A 16247-nucleotide genomic window follows, 5' to 3' on the forward strand; every position below is an offset into this window, starting at 1 on the left:
CTTACCTGCGCTTGCCCGGCGCCACGAAGCGGATCGCCTCGCCGCCGCCGGGGGCCAGCGCGATCGTCAGCGTGTCGCCCTTGCGGACCTGCCGCTGTTCGATCGTGATCGAATGGCGGGCGTCGGTACGGTAATCGGCGCCGGGTCCGTCGCGATAGATTTCGGCGGTATAGGTCTTGCCCGCGTCGAGGAAGTCGAGCGTCACCGTCGAACTGCGCGCTTCCTCGTCGCCGACCGCGCCCAGATACCAGTCGTTGCTGCCCGCCGCCTTGCGCGCGATCGTCGCATAATCGCCGACCTCGCCGTTCAGCACGCGGGTGTCGGACCAGTCGGTCGGCACGTCGCGGATGAACTTGAACGCGGCCGGGTAGCGCGCGTAATTCTCCGGCGTGTCGGCGGCCATTACTACCGGCGAATAGAGTACGACATACAGCGCCAGTTGCTTGGCGATCGTGGATTTGATCGCGCTGCCGTTGCTGCCGGTCAGGCTCAGCACGCCCGGCGTGAAGTCCATCGGCCCGCCCAGAAACTGGGTGAACACCATGTTCGCCTCATGCTCGGGCGAGTTCTTGCCGCCTTCCCATGCGTTATATTCCATGCCGCGCCCGCCCTCGCGGCTCATCCAGTTGGGATAGGTACGACGCAGCCCGGTGTCCTTGACCGGCTCGTGGCTGTCGATCGACACGCGGTAGCGCGCGGCGGCATCCAGCACGCGCTGATGGTGATTCACCATCCACTGGCCCTCGTGCCATTCGCGATGCTTCGATCCATCGGCATCGACCCGCTCGATCTGGCCGGCGTCGGTGACATAGCCGGTCTTGACCACCCGTTCGCCATGATCGGCCGCCCATTTGAACGCGCTGTCGAGCTGTGCGTCGTAATGGCTGACCGATCCGCCGGTTTCGTGATGACCGATCAGCCGTACACCCTTCGACCGGGCATAGGCGGCAAGGCCCGCCGCGTCGAAATCTTCGGTCGGCTGGCTGAAGTTCATGTCGTTGCCGTTGCCCAGCCAGTCGCCGTCCCAGCCGATATTCCACCCTTCGACCAGCACGCCGGCAATGCCGTTGGCAGCGGCGAAGTCGATATAGCGGCGGACGTTGGCGGTGGTCGCACCGTGCTTCGGCCCCCGCGCCCAGCTCCAGTCGCCCTTTATCATGTTCCACCACACGCCGACGAACTTGCCCGGCTGAATCCACGACGCGGTATCGCCAAGCTTGTTCGGCTCGTTCAGGTTCAGCCCGATCCGGCTGGCCGCGTACAGGCCGGCGGCATCGTCGGCGATGGCGATGGTGCGCCACGGCGTCGAGAAGCCGGCGGCGCGCGTGACCTTCGGACCATTCGATCCGGGGGTCAGCGCCGCGCGGAACGTCGTCCCCTCGGCGCGGGCGAGGTTCATCGCCGAATAGTCAGTGAGCGCGGCTTCGTGGATCGCGACATGGCGACCGCTCGCCAGCTTGACCGTCATCACCGTCTGCGCGGTGCCGACCGCGTCGAGCGGGGTCTTGTTGTAGAGATATTCCTCGCGATTCCACTCGAACGCCGGCTTCCACCATGCGGTGCCCGGTTCGGCGAAGGCGAACTGCGTCAGTTCGTCGGCGATGTTGGCGGTGGTGAGGTTCGCCTGTTTGGGCAGGGTATAGCGAAAGCCGACGCCGTCGTCGAACAGGCGGAACGTCACCGCCATCTCACGCTTGAGGTTCTTCGCCTCACGGAACGTCACCGTCAGTTCGGTGTGGTTGTCGCGGATGGTCTTCCACTCGCCGAACGGCTGGGTCCACGTCGCATCCGACCGGTCGCGCCTGGTATTCGCCAGCACCAGCCCGCGCTCGATCTTCGGCGCGTCGGTGAATAGGAAACCCAGCCGGCTATCGTTCAGCACCGGCTTGCCGCCCTTGGCGACCGAATAGCTCGGCCGCCCTTCATTATCGAGGCTGATCGCTACCGTCAGCGACCCGTCGGGCGAGGCGGCGCGCGCCACCACTTCGGCAAAGGCGGGCGAGGCGAAGGCGGTCATGCCCACCAGTCCCAGCGCCAGTTTCATCATCCGCATGACCAAATCGCTCCGTATGTCAGGACAGCAGCGCGACACGCGCCGCATAGGGGCCGAGCGCGTCGTCGCCGACCTCGCCCAGCGTTTCGAGGATGCGCGCCGCCGGTTCGGGGGCGAACGGCTGCACCGCATTGGTAAGGTTGAAGCTGCACCGGACCCGTTCGCCGTCGAGCGCGCGCTCGAAGGTGAGGATCGCATCCGACGCTTCGGTGATCGTCATCGCCCCCGATCGCAGTGCCGGATGGGCGTTGCGCAGCGCGATCACCCGGCGGGTGAAGTGGAGCAGCGACTGCGGATCGCCCTCCTGCGCGTCGACCGCCAGCGGACGATGCGCCTCGCCGGTCGGCAGCCATGGCTTGCCCGTGCCGAAGCCCAAATTCTCGGCATCGGCGGCCCAAGGCATCGGCGTGCGCGCGCCGTCGCGCGACAGGGTGAGCGGCCAGTTGGCGATCGCCTCGGGATCCTGCAGATCCTCGAACGCGATGTCGACCTGCGGCAGCCCCAGTTCCTCACCGTTATAAAGGAAGATATTGCCGCGCAGGCAGGCGAGCAGCAGCATCTTCAACCGCCCGAACGCCGCCGGATCGGCGCCCTGCGGCATCCAGCGCGAGACGGCGCGCGGCGCGTCGTGGTTCTCGAATGCCCAGCTCGGCCACGGATCGCCTTCGCCCCAGCTATCGAGCGCGTCGCGCATCACGCGCGGGGTAAAGCCCGGCGCATAGAGGAAGTCGAAGCCATAGGCGGTGTTGAGCTTGTCGCCGCCGCCGCAGAACAGCTTCATCTCGCGCTCGGCATCGTCGCCGCCGATCTCGGCCACGGTGAAACGGTCGCCGTCATAGCCGTCGAGCACGGCGCGCACCCGTTGCAGGAACGCCGGGATGTCGGGATGGCTCTGGTTGTAGAGCTTGCGCTGGAAATCAAACGGGCGGGTGCGGGTCTTGCCGTTGCTGGGCATCGGCGGATTGTCGCGCAATTCCGGGTCGTGCATCGCGAAGTTGATCGCATCGAGCCGGAAGCCATCGACCCCGCGATCCAGCCAGAAGCGCGCGATGTCGAGCAGCGCTTCCTGCAAATCTCCATTATGACCATGAAGTTGCGGCTGTTCCTTCAGGAAATTGTGAAGATAATATTGGCCGCGCCGCGCATCCCATGTCCATGCCGGGCCACCGAACACCGACTGCCAGTTGCTCGGCGGCGAACCGTCGGGCTTGGCATCGGCCCAGACATACCAGTCGGCCTTGGAATTGGTCCGGCTCGACCGGCTCTCGACGAACCACGGATGTTCGTCGCTGGTGTGCGACCACACCTGATCGATGATGATCCGCAGGCCGAGCGTATGGGCACGTGCGATCAGCGCGTCGAAATCGGCCAGCGTGCCGAAGATCGGATCGACATCGCAATAATTCGCAACGTCATAGCCGAAGTCCTTCATCGGCGAGGTGAAGAACGGCGACAGCCAGATCGCATCGACGCCGAGCGACGCCACGTGGTCAAGATGCGCAGTGATCCCGGCGAGATCGCCGATCCCGTCGCCATTGCTGTCGGCGAAACTGCGTGGATATACCTGGTAGATGGTTGCGCCATGCCACCATGGGCGGGCGGCGGCCGGTTCGGGCAGGATCGATCGGGCGGCGTCGGTCATTTGTCAGTCTCCGCGGCACATACCGCATAGCCAAGGGCGGGAAGGGTCAGGCGGATCGCGCCGGGCGCGGTCACGTTGCCGCATTCGCCCGCTAATGCCCGAAACCGGGTGGAAGCGGTATCGATCTGTACGTTGCGGGTGATCGGCGCGTCCGACGTGTTGAACACCAGCAGCACTTCGCCGCCGCTCGTCGGATCGAACCGCGAGATCGCGAGCAGCCCCGCCTTTTCCTCGCGCGCACGCAACAACTGCCGTCCGCGAGTCAGCGCCGGGGTCGACGTCCGCAGCTTCGCGAGTGCGGCGATCTGGCGATACAGCGGATGACCGGGCGTGAAGTTCGTCGTGGCGGTGGTCGCGCTGGTCCCGACCAGCTTGTTGTCATTGTACGACGCGACCTGCGACGCGAACATGTCCTCGCGCGCGTCCTGATCGTTGCCGTCGCCGACGAAACCCTGTTCGTCGCCCGAATAGATGGTCGGCACGCCACGCAAGCTCAGCAGCATCGCGTTGGACAGCATCACGCGCGACAGGATTTCGGCGTCACCCGCCTGCGGAAACGCCTTGCGAACCACCATGGCGAACCGGCCGTCGTCATGGTTGCCAGTGAAGGTTGGCAACTGGCGCGCGGTGTCGAATCCCTTGGCATAAAGCGGATCACCGGCGAACAGCGTCTCGAACGCATCGGTGCCCATGGTGCCCGCAACGGTCTGCACCACCGCTTCCCGGAACGCGAAGTCGAGGACCGCCGGGAACCGGTCGACCACCGTATGCTGTGCCAGCGACCCCGAATCGACCGAATGGCGCGATACTTCGCCAAAGATGTGGAAGTTCGGAATGTCGCGCGCCGCCGCGCGGGCCTGGATCGCGGGCACGAACGCCTGCCAGAATTCGGGGTTGACGTGCCGCGCGGTATCGATGCGGAAACCGTCGATGCCGAACCGGTCGATCCATCCGCCGAAGATGTCGATCATCCCCGCCACCACGCGCGGATGTTCGGTCATCAGATCGTCCAGCCCGACGAAATCGCCCATGGTCGAGCTTTCGTTGCGATAGGTCGTGTCGCCGCGATTATGATACAGCATCACGTCGTTCAGCCACGCCGGCACCTTGACCGACCGTTCGCCCGCCGGGACGAACGGGGTATAGGCAAAAGACGGATCGGTCAGCTTAGCGAAATTCTCCACCGTCTGGACGCCGTCCCCGGCAAAGCCACGATTTTTGCCCCTGGCGGCATAGGGATAATCGGCCCGGCTGCGATAGACGCATTCGGTCTTGCCCACGCATTCGCGATACTGGATCACGTCGGCGGTGTGGTTGGCGATGATGTCCATATAGACCTTCATGCCCATCGCATGCGCGGTATCGACCAGCGTCTTGAAATCGGCATCGGTGCCGAGATGCGGGTCGACGCGGGTGAAGTCCGTCACCCAGTATCCGTGATAGCCCGCCGACTCCTGACCGGGGCCGCCCTGCACCGGTTTGTTCCTGAAAATGGGGCCGACCCAGATCGCGGTCGCGCCCAGTCCCTTGATATAGGGCAGGCGCGCGGTCAGCCCTTTCAGGTCGCCGCCGTGATAGAAACCCTTCGCCGTCGGGTCATAGCCCGTGACCAGCCGGTCGCCGGTCAGCCCGCCGCGATCGTTCGCGCGGTCGCCGTTCTCGAACCGGTCGGGCAGAACGAAATAGATCACCTCGTCTTCGGGAAGTCGCTGGCGCACGTCCTGCGCGGTGGCGGGAAGCGCGGCCACACCGGCCAGCAGGGACAGGAACAGGGTTCGGATCATGCGGCAACCTTCGTTTGCGCCGCCGGACAATGGGCGCGGAGGAACTCGTCATGGGTCGCCATGCGGGCAACGATCGCCTCGACATGCGCGGCGGACAGCGACAGGAATTCGGGCAGTCTTGCCGCCGGCAGCGAACGGACAAGCGGATGATGGCCTTCCGGCACCACCCCCTGCCCGATCAGCAACTGCAGCCACGCCACCTCGGCGAACAGTTCATGCTCGTCGCGCAGGATGCGGCCTGATCCGCGGAACAGCTCGATCCGCTCGGCAAGGCTGTCGGGCAGCGGCGTCGCCCGCCGGTCGCGCCAGAACGGCTCGTCGCGGCCGTTCAGCACATAATGGGCGATCAGGAAATCGCGCACCGCGATCCATTCGCGCTCCGACTGGCGATTGAATGCAGCAATATCGGCAGCGCGTGGCGGCGCGGACGGCCACAGCGCCAGCAACCGGGCGATGCCCGACTGGACGAGATGGATCGAGGTCGACTCGAGCGGTTCGAGAAACCCCGCCGCCAGCCCCAGCGCGACGCAATTGCCGATCCACGGCAACCGCCTGCGCCCCGTCGTGAAGCGCAACGGCCGGGGATCGCCCGACGCCGTGCCGTCGAGACTGCCGAGCAACGTCGCCAGCGCCGCGTCGTCGGACAGATAGTCACTGGCATAGACCAGCCCGTTGCCGGTCCTGCCTTGGAGCGGAATGCGCCATTGCCATCCCGCCGCACGCGCGGTGGCGCGGGTATAGGGGGTGATCGGCGCGGTCGCGGCGCACGGCACCGCCAGCGCGCGGTCGCACGGCAACAGCGACGACCAGTCGTCCCACGCGCTGCCCGGCATCCGCCCGATCAGCAGCGCGGCGAACCCCGAACAATCGATAAAGAAATCGGCGGCGATCCGCCGTCCATCGGCCAGCGTGACGGCGGCGATCGTATCGCCGCCCGACAGCGCGACATCGACCACCCGCCCCTCGACCCGGGTGACGCCGCCGCGTTCGGCCAGATCGCGCAGATAGGTGGCATAGCGCGCCGCATCGAAATGATAGGCCCAGGCCAACCCGCTCGGTGCCTGCGCGCTGCCGGGATCACGCCCGAAGCGACCGGCCTGCGCAGCGGCGGCGCAGGCGCTGTGCCGCCACAGCGATGCCGGATCGCCCGCGCCGCCGGCGGCCAGCCAGTAATGATGGAACGGCACCAGCCCGAGCGCACGCCCGATCGTACCGAACGCATGGAGATAGCGGCTGCCCTCCCCGTTCCATCCGGCGAATTCGATGCCGAGCTTGAAGCTGCCGCCGGTCCGGGCGACGAAATCATCCTCGTCGATGCCGATATTCTGGTTGAAGAGCCGCAGTTGCGGGATCGTCGCCTCACCCACCCCGACCGTGCCGATCGCGTCGGACTCGATCAGCGTCACCTCGACCCCCGGGGGCAGGAAGCGGGCGAGCGCCGCCGCCGTCATCCAGCCGGCCGATCCGCCGCCGACGATCGCGACCGTTGCTATCGCCTGTTGCCCGATCGTCATCGCCGCCTCCCTTGGTGATTGCCCCGCCCGCTTGTCCGGACGCGCGGGGCGATCGATCAGAACCGGAAGGATGCCCCGGCAAGGAAACGCCGGCCATAGGTCTGATAGTCGATGATCGCGAGATCGTAGGACGGATCGGCGGTGGCGAAGCGTTCGTTGGTCAGGTTCTGGCCCTGCACGAACACCGACAATCCTTCGAGCGCGGTGCCCTTCTGGAAGTCATAGCCGATCTGCGCGTCGAGGATCGTCTCATCGAGTGCCCGGCGACGCTGGCGATTGCCGCCGAAGCCCGACAGTTCGCCGACGAAGGTCGAGCGATACCGCGCCGATCCGCGCGCGCTGAACCCCCATTTCTCGAAATAGGCGGTGCCGTTGATGACCCACTTCGAATAGCCGGGGATGTCCTCCGCCGCGCTGGTCGGGGTCGGCCGGATCTGGGTCTTGGTCCACGATCCGCCACCGGTCACGCCAAAGCCGTCGAGCGCGCCGATGATCGTGCCGAGCGGCAGGGTGGTCGCCAGTTCGACGCCATAGATGCTGCCACCCTCACCGTTGATCGGCACGTCGGACCGGCCGAGCGTGGGCGTTCCGGCGGGCGTACCGGTCGGCGTCGGGAACCCGCCGAAGTCGAACGGGATCGTCTGGTTATAGACGAATGATTTCAGGTCCTTGTAAAAGCCCTGCACCGCGATGTAGCCCGCGCGGCCGAAATATTTCTCGACCGTCAAGTCGAACGAGTTCGACCGGATCGGGCGGAGATAGGGGTTGCCGCCACCGCCGGTGATGATCCGTTCGGCCACGTTATAGCCATAGCCCTGCGACACGCGCATGTCATCGAGCCGGGGGCGCTGCACCTGCCGCGCAGCACCGGCGCGGAATACCCAGTCGCCCGGCGTCCGCAGCGACAGGTTGATGCTCGGCAACACGTCCCAGTAATCCGTCCCGCGAATGGTCGGCAGCAGCGCGCCGTTGGCCGCGACGAGGCCCGAGGACTTCTGTTCGGTCGCCACCGCCTGCACGCCGAGATTGCCGGTCAGTTGCGACGCGCCGATCTCCTGATCGATGTCCGCCTGGGCGTACATCGTCATCAGGTCCTCGGCGATGCGAAACGCCTTGGCGGCGACGTCGGGGCTGATGTTGCGGCTGAGCGAATAGATGCCGCCACCGAGCAGGTCGCGCGGATCATAGCTGAGCATCGGCCCCAGCCCCAGATAATCGAGGCTGGTTGATTCCTTGCGATACTGGTCGGGCAGGCCCAACTGGCGCTGCCCGCCAGCCAACACCAGCAGGGATTCGTTCGGGCTCAGCGACTTGTCGCGATCGGTGTAGTTGAGGCCGGCCTTCACCGCGCCGAAGAAGCCGTCGAGTTCCTTTTCGACCTCGAAACGGTACTGGGCGATGCGATCCTTGACCACGCGGTCGTTGAAATAGCCCGCCTGCAGATTGCTGCCGCCCCAGCCGAGCGGATCGGTGAGCAGGATCAGGTTGGGATCGGAATAGTTCAGCGTCGGCTGGAACCGGGTGCCGGTTTCGCCGCTGGTGAAGCGGATCGTGTCCTTCGCGCCGACATTCTGGCCATAGCCGGTGCCGGCATAGCTTTCGAGGATGATCTCCTCGCGGTCGGTCTTGGAATAGCTGGCGTCGAGCGTCGCGTTCCAGCCGTCGTCGCCGCGCCATGCCATGTTGTAGCCGAACGAATAGAGCTTGGCCTTGCGCTCGAACGCATCGTTGCGCACCACGCCCTCGACATTGCCGAACGTGCCGGCGGTGACGAACCCGTCGCTGTTGGCGGTCGTGTTGGTCAGCTTCACGCCGTTGGGCTTGTCGGCCTGGTTGAAGTCCTGACCATAGCCCAGCGGCAGTTCGATGCCGCGCTTCAACTGGTCGTCGTTGAAGTCCGAAAAGAAGCCGTCGAGCGTCACGGTCAGGTTCGGCACCGGCTTGTACTGCAGCGTACCCGACAGGCCGAGGCGCTTGAGCCGGGTCGAGGTGACATAGGACTTCGATCCGCCGATCACGCCCTGCCCGTTGAAACCGGCATAGCCCCAGGCGTTGAACTCCTGGATCTGGTACGGCTCGTCGAGATAATTGCCCGACAGCGCGATGCCGATCGTCTCGTCGGCGAACTGGTCGATATAGGTGCCCGAGACGCGGTAGCCCTTGTCGCGCGATCCTTCGTTCAGCGCGCCCATATCGGCATAGGTGCCGCGCCCGCCGATCGAGATCGCGCGGCGGCCATATTCCAGCGGCCGGACGGTGCGCAGGTCGACCGTGCCCGACAGCCCCTGCCCGACGAGGTTCGCCTGACCGGTCTTGTAGACCAGCACCTGGCTCATGATTTCGGCGGGATACTGGTCGTATTCGACCGCGCGATTGTCCCCGGTCGAGGTCTGTTCGCGGCCGTTGAGCAGCGTGGTCGAAAAGTCGGGCGCGAAACCGCGGATCGAGATCGCATTCGAACGGCCCGAGACGCGCTGCGAGGTCAAACCCGGCAGGCGGGCGATCGATTCGGCGATCGATGCATCGGGCAGCTTGCCGATGTCCTCCGCCGAGATCGATTCGACGACGATGTCGCGGTTCTTCTTTTCGGCGACGGCATTCTCGAGGCTGGCGCGGAAGCCGGTGACGACGATGTCGGCGCCTTCGTCGGTCGCGTCGGTCTGCGTCGTATCGGGGTTGGGGGTGGTCGTCGCGGTCTGCGCGAAGGCAGCCGTCGCGCCGAACCATGCACCGGCGATCAACGCGCCCCGGCTGACGTTGCGTGCCAGCCTGGCGTACGCCGGCGCTTGCGACGAATACCGCATCTTTACTTCCCCTCCATGATCGCCTGATTCCCCGGCTCTTTCGTCCGGTTCGTCCGTACCCGTCCTTTGAAACCTCAGGCCATCAAAGGGAAGCGGATGACATACGTATTCAATCCACGCTTCCGCTCGGGGCGAACCGGGGGTAGACGGGGCCGGGATACGGGAGAGGATGCTTCATGGCGGTGGGCGACAAGCCGACCTCGTTCGATATCGCCGCGCTGGCCGGGGTGTCGCAACCGACGGTCAGCCGGGCGCTGCGCGGCGACCGGTCGGTCAGCGCCGCCACCCGCCTGCGGATCGAGGCGATCGCGCGCCAGTTGAACTACAAGGTCGACAAGAACGCCTCGGCGCTCCGACGTGGCAGCACCTCGACGCTGGCGCTGCTGTTCTTCGACGATCCGGCACCGGACGGATCGCGGATCAACCCGTTCTTCCTGTCGATGCTGGGGTCGATCCTGCATACCTGCGGCGCGCGCGGCTATGATCTGCTGACCTCGTTCCAGCAATTGTCGGCCGACTGGCATGTCGATTACGAGGACAGCCGCAAGGCCGACGGGCTGATCCTGCTCGGATATGGCGACTTCGACGATTATTCGCGACGGCTCGACCAGTTGGTGGCGCAGGGGACGCATTTCGTCCGCTGGGGATCGCCCGATCCGGCGCATCCGGGCAGCGTGGTCGGCTGCGACAATATCGCCGGCGGGCGCGATGCCGGCGCGCATCTGCTGGCGCGGGGCCGCCGGCGGATCGCCTTCCTCGGCGATGCGTCGAGCCAGTATCCCGAATCGCGCGATCGCTACCGGGGGCTGGCCTCGGCGCTGCGCGAGGCGGGACTGGCGGTCGATCCCGGGCTTCAGGTGGATGCGCTGTCGAGCGAGGCATCGGGCTATGACGGGGCCCGACGGCTGATCGCACGCGACATCGCCTTCGATGCGATCTTCGCCGCGTCGGACATGATCGCGCTGGGCGCGGTCCGCGCGCTGGGCGAAGCGGGGCGCACCGTGCCGGGCGACGTCGCGATCGTCGGCTTCGACGACATTCCCGCCGCCAGCCTTGCCCAGCCGCCGCTGACCACCATCCGCCAGGATTATGCGCGGGCGGGCGAACTGCTGGTCGACATGCTCATCCGCCGCGTCGCCCGGCGCGAAACCGAACCGGTGCTGCTGCGCCCTGATCTGGTCGTCCGCAAATCGAGCTAGAGCCGATCGATCGTCAGCTATTCCCGGTTTTGTTCTTGACCGAAAAGGCCATCCGCATCGTCACCCCGGACTTGTTCCAAGGTGACGATGGGAGCGTGAACGTCGATCCCGCTCAGGCCCCTTGCGCACAATGATACAAAGTATCATTTACGCCGACATGAACCATCGCCCGTTTCTCGACCGTGTCGCGGTCGGCACCTCGTTGCTGTGCCTCCTCCACTGCATCGGCCTGCCGATCCTGATCGCGCTGCTGCCCGCACTCGCCAGCGTCCTGCCGGTCGGCGAGGGGGTGCATGTCGTGCTGCTGCTCACCGCCCTGCCCGTCAGCGGCGTCGCGCTGGTCGGCGGCTACCGTGCGCATGGCCGGATCGTGCCCGTAGCACTCGGCACGGTCGGGCTGGCGGCGCTGGCCGGTGGCGTGGCGCTCGCCAGCACGCCGGCGATCGAAACCGCCTGCACCGTCGCCGGCAGCCTCGCGCTGGCGATGGCGCATGTCGGCAACTGGCGCGGGCTGCGGACCGCCTGATCGGGTCCGCAGCGTGTCGCCTCAGATACCGACCGAAATCTCGGTCCCGGCCACGCCCGGCACATCGACCGTGAAGCTGAACAGATTGCCCGCCAACGGTTGCGCCGCCGCCTGATCGGCGTTGTGATGCTTGTTGGCGGTCGTCGCGAACACGGTCTTGCGATCCGGCCCGCCGAACGCGACCTTGGTGATCGCGTCGACCGGCATGGCGATCGTCTCGAGCAACTCGCCCTTGGGCGAATAGCGACGGATGCCCCACCCGGCGTAGAGGCCGATCCAGACGCAGCCCTCCGCATCGACGCACGGACCGTCGGGATAGCCTTCCTCGTTCGGGATCGTCACGAACACCCGGCGATCGGTCAGCGACCCGTCGTCGGCGATGGTGCAGGCATAGACGATGCCGCCCAGCGTATCGACGTGATATAGCGTCCGGCCATCGGGGCACACCGCCGGACCGTTGGTGATCGAGACCTTCGGCGTGGATGCGACCGCCTTGCCATCGGCGCCGAGGCGATAGATCGCCCCGGTCGCGGCGCTCTCGCCATCGTCCATCGTGCCGAACCACAGCCGGCCGAACCGGTCGACCGTCGCGTCGTTCAGCCGGTTGGTCGGCAGCGAGGGTTCGGGATCGACCAGCAGCTCGAACCCGCCCGTTACCGGATCGAAGCGGTGCAGCCCGGTCTGCAATCCGGCGATGAACTTGCCGTCGACCGACGGCAGGACGAAACCGCACTGCGCCGGCGCGGCCCAGCTCCGCCGTTCGCCGCTTGCCGGATCGAACCGGTGGACGCGCGGCGTCTTGATGCAGCCGAACCACAGCGCCGCGTCACGATCGACCCAGATCGGCCCTTCGAGCAGCGGGGCATGCAGATCCCAGACGCTGACCGGTTCGCTGCGCTGTACCTTGCTCATCCTATCGCCATCCTGCATCCACGAAGAAACTGTGCCCGGTTATCAGCCGGGCATCGTCCGACGCAAGGAACAGGATCATCGCCGCAATGTCCCCGGCGACCAGCCGGCCGTTCAGGCATTGCGCCTTGACGATCTCCGCCTCACCCTCGGGCGTGTACCATTTGAGCTGGCGCGGGGTGCGGACGTTGCCGGGAATGACGCAGACCGAACGGATGCCGTCGCCGCCCAGCTCGCGCGCGAACGACCGGGTCAGCCCCTCGATCGCCGCCTTCGCGGTCTGGTACAGCGTCAGTTCCTCCAGCGCGAGGTGCCAACTGATCGACCCCATGTTGACGATCACGCCCGCACCCTTGGCCTTCATGCCGGGGATCACCGCCTGCGCCGCGAAGAACAGGTGGCGCAGGTTCACGCCCATCCGGTTGTCCCAATAGGCCTCGTCGACCTGTTCGATCGTGTGGCGATCGTCGCTGGCGGCGTTGTTGACCAGCACGTCGAATTCGCCGCCCTCGGCAATCGCCTCGGCGATCGCGGTCTTGAGCGCGGCAAGATCGGTCAGGTCGACGCGCTTGAACGCCGGAGTCGGCCCGGCCCCGGCGAGGTCGGCGATCAGCGCGCGCGAATCCTCCTCGGCGATGTCGAAGAAGGTGACATGCGCGCCCTGCCGCACGAAGCCTTCGACCACGCCTGCCCCGATCCCCGATCCGCCGCCGGTGATGAGCACGCGCTTGCCGCCAAGCGAGGGAAAGGACGCGCGGGCTTCGGGCGCGATCGGGTAGGCGAAATCGTCAGGCGACATGGAAGTTTCCAGCAAAGAGGGGGTCAGGCGGCGATCAGGCCACGGCGCGCGAGATTGCGCATCAGGTCGCGGATGCCGAAGCCCCACGGCGCGGCCGCCTTCGACGTGGTGACGGTATTGACCAGTTCGCCGAGCGACGGCGTGGAAATCCGCACCACGTCGCCTGGCTTGTGGGTGAAGCCGCGACCCGGCTCGTCGCGGTCCTGCACCGGCGCGAACAACGTGCCGAGGAACAGGACGAAACCGTCGGGATATTGATGCTCGGACAGCGCCTGGCGCACCAGATCCTCGGGATCGCGGCTGATCTCGCGCATCGTGCTGGCACCGGTCAGGACATAGCCCTCGGGACCGTCGATACGCAGGTCGACCACCGCGTCGCGCACCGTGTCCATCGTGAAGTCGCCGTCGAACAGGCGGATGAACGGGCCGATGCCGGTCGAGGCGTTGTTGTCCTTCGCCTTGCCGAGCAGCAGCGCCGAACGCCCCTCGAAATCGCGCAGGTTGACGTCGTTGCCCAGCGTCGCGCCGACCGACCTGCCGTCGCTGGTGGCGACGATCACGATTTCCGGCTCGGGGTTGTTCCACGACGAATCCGACCGGATGCCGACGTCCCCGCCCCAGCCGATCGTCGAGAGCACCGGTGCCTTGGTGAACACCTCCGCATCGGGGCCGATCGCGACCTCCAGATATTGCGACCACATGCCCGCCTCGATCAGCGCGGCCTTCAGTTCGGCCGCCTCGGCCGATCCCGGCTTTACCGAGCGGATGCCGCCGCCGATGCGCGCTTCCAGCTCGCCACGGATGCCCTGCGCGGCATCAGCATCGCCGCGCGCGCGTTCCTCGATCACCCGCTCCAGCGCGGAGACGGCGAAGGTGACGCCCGCCGCCTTCACGCACTGCAGGTCGATCGGCGACAGGATCGGCGGATGCTCGCCGGCCGGGTCGGCCAGCGCCGCCGTGTCGCACACCACCGGACCGTCGAGCGACGCGACGTCGCTGCGCTCGAGCAGGTCGGCGACGGTCGCGGCGTGCGCCGACACGTCGATCACCTTACCCTGCTTCACGACGACCGGGGTCGGTCCGTCGGCCAGTTGCATCCGCCCGACGAGCAGCGCCTGGTCATGATCGGCCGGCAGCATCCGCGCGGCATGTTCGGTCTTCATGGTCGTGCTTCCTCAGTGGTTGTGGCGCGGTGTCGTTTCCGACGTCCGGCGATAGTTGAGCGCGAGGTCGAACACGCCGCCTTCGCCCAGTTGGCCGACCTTCTCGCGGTAGATTTCCTCCCACGGCGTCTGGCTCGGCGGAACCGGCGGAATACCGTCGGCCTTGCGGCGTTCGATCTCGTCCGCCTCGACCAGCATGTCGCAGCGGCCGTGGTTCAAATCGATGCGGATCGTATCCCCGGTGCGCAGCCACGCGAGGCCCCCGCCGACCGCGCTTTCGGGCGAGGCGTTGAGGATCGACGGACTGTCCGACGTGCCCGATTGCCGCCCGTCGCCGATCGTCGGCAGGCTCTGGATTCCGCGTTGCAGGAGGGCTGCGGGCGGCTGCATGTTGGTGACTTCGGCAGAGCCGGGCCAGCCGATCACGCCCGCGCCGCGAATAACGAGGATGCAGTTCTCGTCGATGTCGAGCGCCGGATCGTCGATCCGGTGGTGATAATCGTCCGACCCGTCGAACACGATCGCGCGGCCCTCGAAACAGCCTTCGTGGCCGGGACGCGACAGATAGCGTTCGCGGAAATCGGGGCCGATCACGCTCGTCTTCATGATCGCCACGTCGAACAGATTGCCCGACAGGACGAGGAACCCTGCCTGTTCCTTGAGTGGCTGGTCATAGGGGCGGATGACTTCGCGGTCGGTGACGGGTCGGTGCGCGACGTTCTCTCCCAGCGTCCGGCCGGTCACGGTCGCGACGCTGCCGTCGACCTTCCCCGCCGCGATCAGTTCGGACAGCACCGCCGGCACGCCGCCGGCACGGTGGAACCGTTCGCCGAGGAAGCGCCCGGCAGGCTGCACGTCGACCAGCAGCGGCAGATCATAGCCATAGTCCATCCAGTCGGACGGGTTCAGCTCAATGTCGGCATGGCGCGCCATCGCGTGCAGGTGCGGGTGGGCATTCGACGATCCACCGATCGCGGTGATGAGCGCGATGGCGTTCAGGAACGACTGGCGCGTCAGGATTTTCGACGGGCGCAGGTCGTCATACGCCATCTCGACGATGCGGCGGCCGGTTTCATAGGCGATCTGCCCGCGTTCGCGGTACGGCGCAGGGATGGCGGCGCACCCCGGCAACGACATGCCCAGCCCCTCGGCGATGGCGTTCATCGTCGATGCGGTGCCCATGGTGTTGCAATGCCCCGCCGACGGTGCCGACGCGGTGGCGGCTTCGAGGAATTCCTCCTCGGTCATCTCGCCCGCCGCCATCTTGCGCCGCGACCGCCAGATGACCGTGCCCGATCCGACCAGTTCGCCGTCGTGCCACCCATCGAGCATCGGCCCGCCCGACAGCACGATCGCCGGAATATCGACCGTCGAGGCGGCCATGATCGCCGACGGCGTGGTTTTGTCGCACCCGGTGGTCAGCACGACCGCGTCGATCGGATAGCCGTTGAGGATTTCAACCAGCCCCAGATAGGCGAGGTTGCGATCGATCGCGGCGGTCGGCCGGCGGCAGTTCTCGAAGATCGGGTGCGTCGGGAATTCCATCGGAATGCCGCCCGCCGCCTCGATCCCCGCCTTCACCCGCTTGACCGTCTCCAGGTGGATGCGGTTGCACGGCGTCAGGTCCGATCCCGACTGGGCGATGCCGATGATCGGCCGCCCGCTCGTCAGTTCCTTGGGCGTGATGCCATAGTTCATGAACCGTTCGAGATAGAGCGCGGCCATGTCGAGCCGACCGGGTGCGGCGAACCATTCGCGCGATCGGAACGGACGGGCGGGAGTGCGGGTCATGTGGGCTACTCGCATCAGAAGGTGGCCCCGCCGCAGCGGGGCCAAAGTTTACAAAGTTTACAC

Annotated in this window: 11 protein-coding genes; 2 read left to right on the plus strand and 9 right to left on the minus strand. The window is 66.5% G+C overall.

From position 1 onward, the window contains the following. Nucleotide 1 precedes the first annotated feature (1 nt). From ASE78_RS01910 to ASE78_RS01930, 5 genes are read right to left on the minus strand one after another with little or no spacing between them, the layout of a single operon-like run. Nucleotides 2-2047 carry a glycoside hydrolase family 97 protein gene (locus ASE78_RS01910; protein ID WP_082466957.1) on the minus strand — a complete coding sequence of 682 codons (2046 nt, stop codon included), beginning with the start codon at nt 2045-2047 and terminating at the stop codon, nt 2-4. 25 nt (nt 2048-2072) lie between these two features. Continuing rightward, a complete protein-coding gene (locus tag ASE78_RS01915; RefSeq protein WP_056492490.1) occupies nt 2073-3695 on the minus strand; it encodes an alpha-amylase family glycosyl hydrolase in 1623 nt (540 codons plus the stop codon). After that, on the minus strand, nt 3692-5479 hold the full coding sequence (locus ASE78_RS01920) for an alpha-amylase family glycosyl hydrolase (protein WP_056492493.1): 1788 nt from the start codon (nt 5477-5479) through the stop codon (nt 3692-3694). Before ASE78_RS01920 ends, ASE78_RS01915 begins: the two co-directional genes overlap by 4 nt. Then, entirely contained in the window at nt 5476-6993 is a 1518-nt protein-coding gene (locus tag ASE78_RS01925) for a tryptophan halogenase family protein (protein WP_056492496.1), read from the minus strand. Before ASE78_RS01925 ends, ASE78_RS01920 begins: the two co-directional genes overlap by 4 nt. A 56-nt stretch (nt 6994-7049) precedes the next feature. Next, nucleotides 7050-9797: a TonB-dependent receptor gene (locus ASE78_RS01930; RefSeq protein ID WP_056492498.1), complete on the minus strand. Its 2748-nt coding sequence runs from the start codon at nt 9795-9797 to the stop codon at nt 7050-7052. Between the two features lie 176 nt (nt 9798-9973). On the opposite strand from ASE78_RS01930, the gene ASE78_RS01935 reads away from it, so the two are divergent. After that, nucleotides 9974-10996: a LacI family DNA-binding transcriptional regulator gene (locus tag ASE78_RS01935; protein ID WP_056492500.1), complete on the plus strand. Its 1023-nt coding sequence runs from the start codon at nt 9974-9976 to the stop codon at nt 10994-10996. 157 nt (nt 10997-11153) lie between these two features. Further along, nucleotides 11154-11522, plus strand: a complete 369-nt coding sequence (locus ASE78_RS01940) for a MerC domain-containing protein (RefSeq protein WP_056492503.1) — start codon at nt 11154-11156, stop codon at nt 11520-11522. Between the two features lie 21 nt (nt 11523-11543). On the opposite strand, the gene ASE78_RS01945 is transcribed toward ASE78_RS01940, so the two are convergent. The 4 genes from ASE78_RS01945 to ASE78_RS01960 are packed head-to-tail and all read right to left on the minus strand — an operon-like array spanning nt 11544 to nt 16199. Then, nucleotides 11544-12434: an SMP-30/gluconolactonase/LRE family protein gene (locus ASE78_RS01945; RefSeq protein WP_056492506.1), complete on the minus strand. Its 891-nt coding sequence runs from the start codon at nt 12432-12434 to the stop codon at nt 11544-11546. A gap of 1 nt (nt 12435) precedes the next feature. Further along, nucleotides 12436-13230, minus strand: a complete 795-nt coding sequence (locus tag ASE78_RS01950) for an SDR family NAD(P)-dependent oxidoreductase (RefSeq protein ID WP_056492509.1) — start codon at nt 13228-13230, stop codon at nt 12436-12438. Between the two features lie 23 nt (nt 13231-13253). After that, nucleotides 13254-14393, minus strand: a complete 1140-nt coding sequence (locus ASE78_RS01955) for a fumarylacetoacetate hydrolase family protein (RefSeq protein ID WP_056492512.1) — start codon at nt 14391-14393, stop codon at nt 13254-13256. A gap of 12 nt (nt 14394-14405) precedes the next feature. After that, nucleotides 14406-16199 carry an IlvD/Edd family dehydratase gene (locus tag ASE78_RS01960; RefSeq protein WP_414886713.1) on the minus strand — a complete coding sequence of 598 codons (1794 nt, stop codon included), beginning with the start codon at nt 16197-16199 and terminating at the stop codon, nt 14406-14408. Nucleotides 16200-16247 lie beyond the last annotated feature (48 nt).

This window comes from Sphingomonas sp. Leaf25 (assembly GCF_001421635.1).
Taxonomy (GTDB): domain Bacteria; phylum Pseudomonadota; class Alphaproteobacteria; order Sphingomonadales; family Sphingomonadaceae; genus Sphingomonas.

Bases quoted from the DNA above. Each gene is read 5' to 3' on its own strand.
- ASE78_RS01920 (WP_056492493.1), bottom strand. From the start codon at position 5,479: ATGATCCGAACCCTGTTCCTGTCCCTGCTGGCCGGTGTGGCCGCGCTT.
- ASE78_RS01925 (WP_056492496.1), bottom strand. From the start codon at position 6,993: ATGACGATCGGGCAACAGGCGATAGCAACGGTCGCGATCGTCGGCGGC.
- ASE78_RS01955 (WP_056492512.1), bottom strand. From the start codon at position 14,393: ATGAAGACCGAACATGCCGCGCGGATGCTGCCGGCCGATCATGACCAG.
- ASE78_RS01935 (WP_056492500.1), top strand. From the start codon at position 9,974: ATGGCGGTGGGCGACAAGCCGACCTCGTTCGATATCGCCGCGCTGGCC.
- ASE78_RS01915 (WP_056492490.1), bottom strand. From the start codon at position 3,695: ATGACCGACGCCGCCCGATCGATCCTGCCCGAACCGGCCGCCGCCCGC.
- ASE78_RS01960 (WP_414886713.1), bottom strand. From the start codon at position 16,199: ATGCGAGTAGCCCACATGACCCGCACTCCCGCCCGTCCGTTCCGATCG.
- ASE78_RS01950 (WP_056492509.1), bottom strand. From the start codon at position 13,230: ATGTCGCCTGACGATTTCGCCTACCCGATCGCGCCCGAAGCCCGCGCG.
- ASE78_RS01910 (WP_082466957.1), bottom strand. From the start codon at position 2,047: ATGATGAAACTGGCGCTGGGACTGGTGGGCATGACCGCCTTCGCCTCG.
- ASE78_RS01945 (WP_056492506.1), bottom strand. From the start codon at position 12,434: ATGAGCAAGGTACAGCGCAGCGAACCGGTCAGCGTCTGGGATCTGCAT.
- ASE78_RS01940 (WP_056492503.1), top strand. From the start codon at position 11,154: ATGAACCATCGCCCGTTTCTCGACCGTGTCGCGGTCGGCACCTCGTTG.
- ASE78_RS01930 (WP_056492498.1), bottom strand. From the start codon at position 9,797: ATGCGGTATTCGTCGCAAGCGCCGGCGTACGCCAGGCTGGCACGCAAC.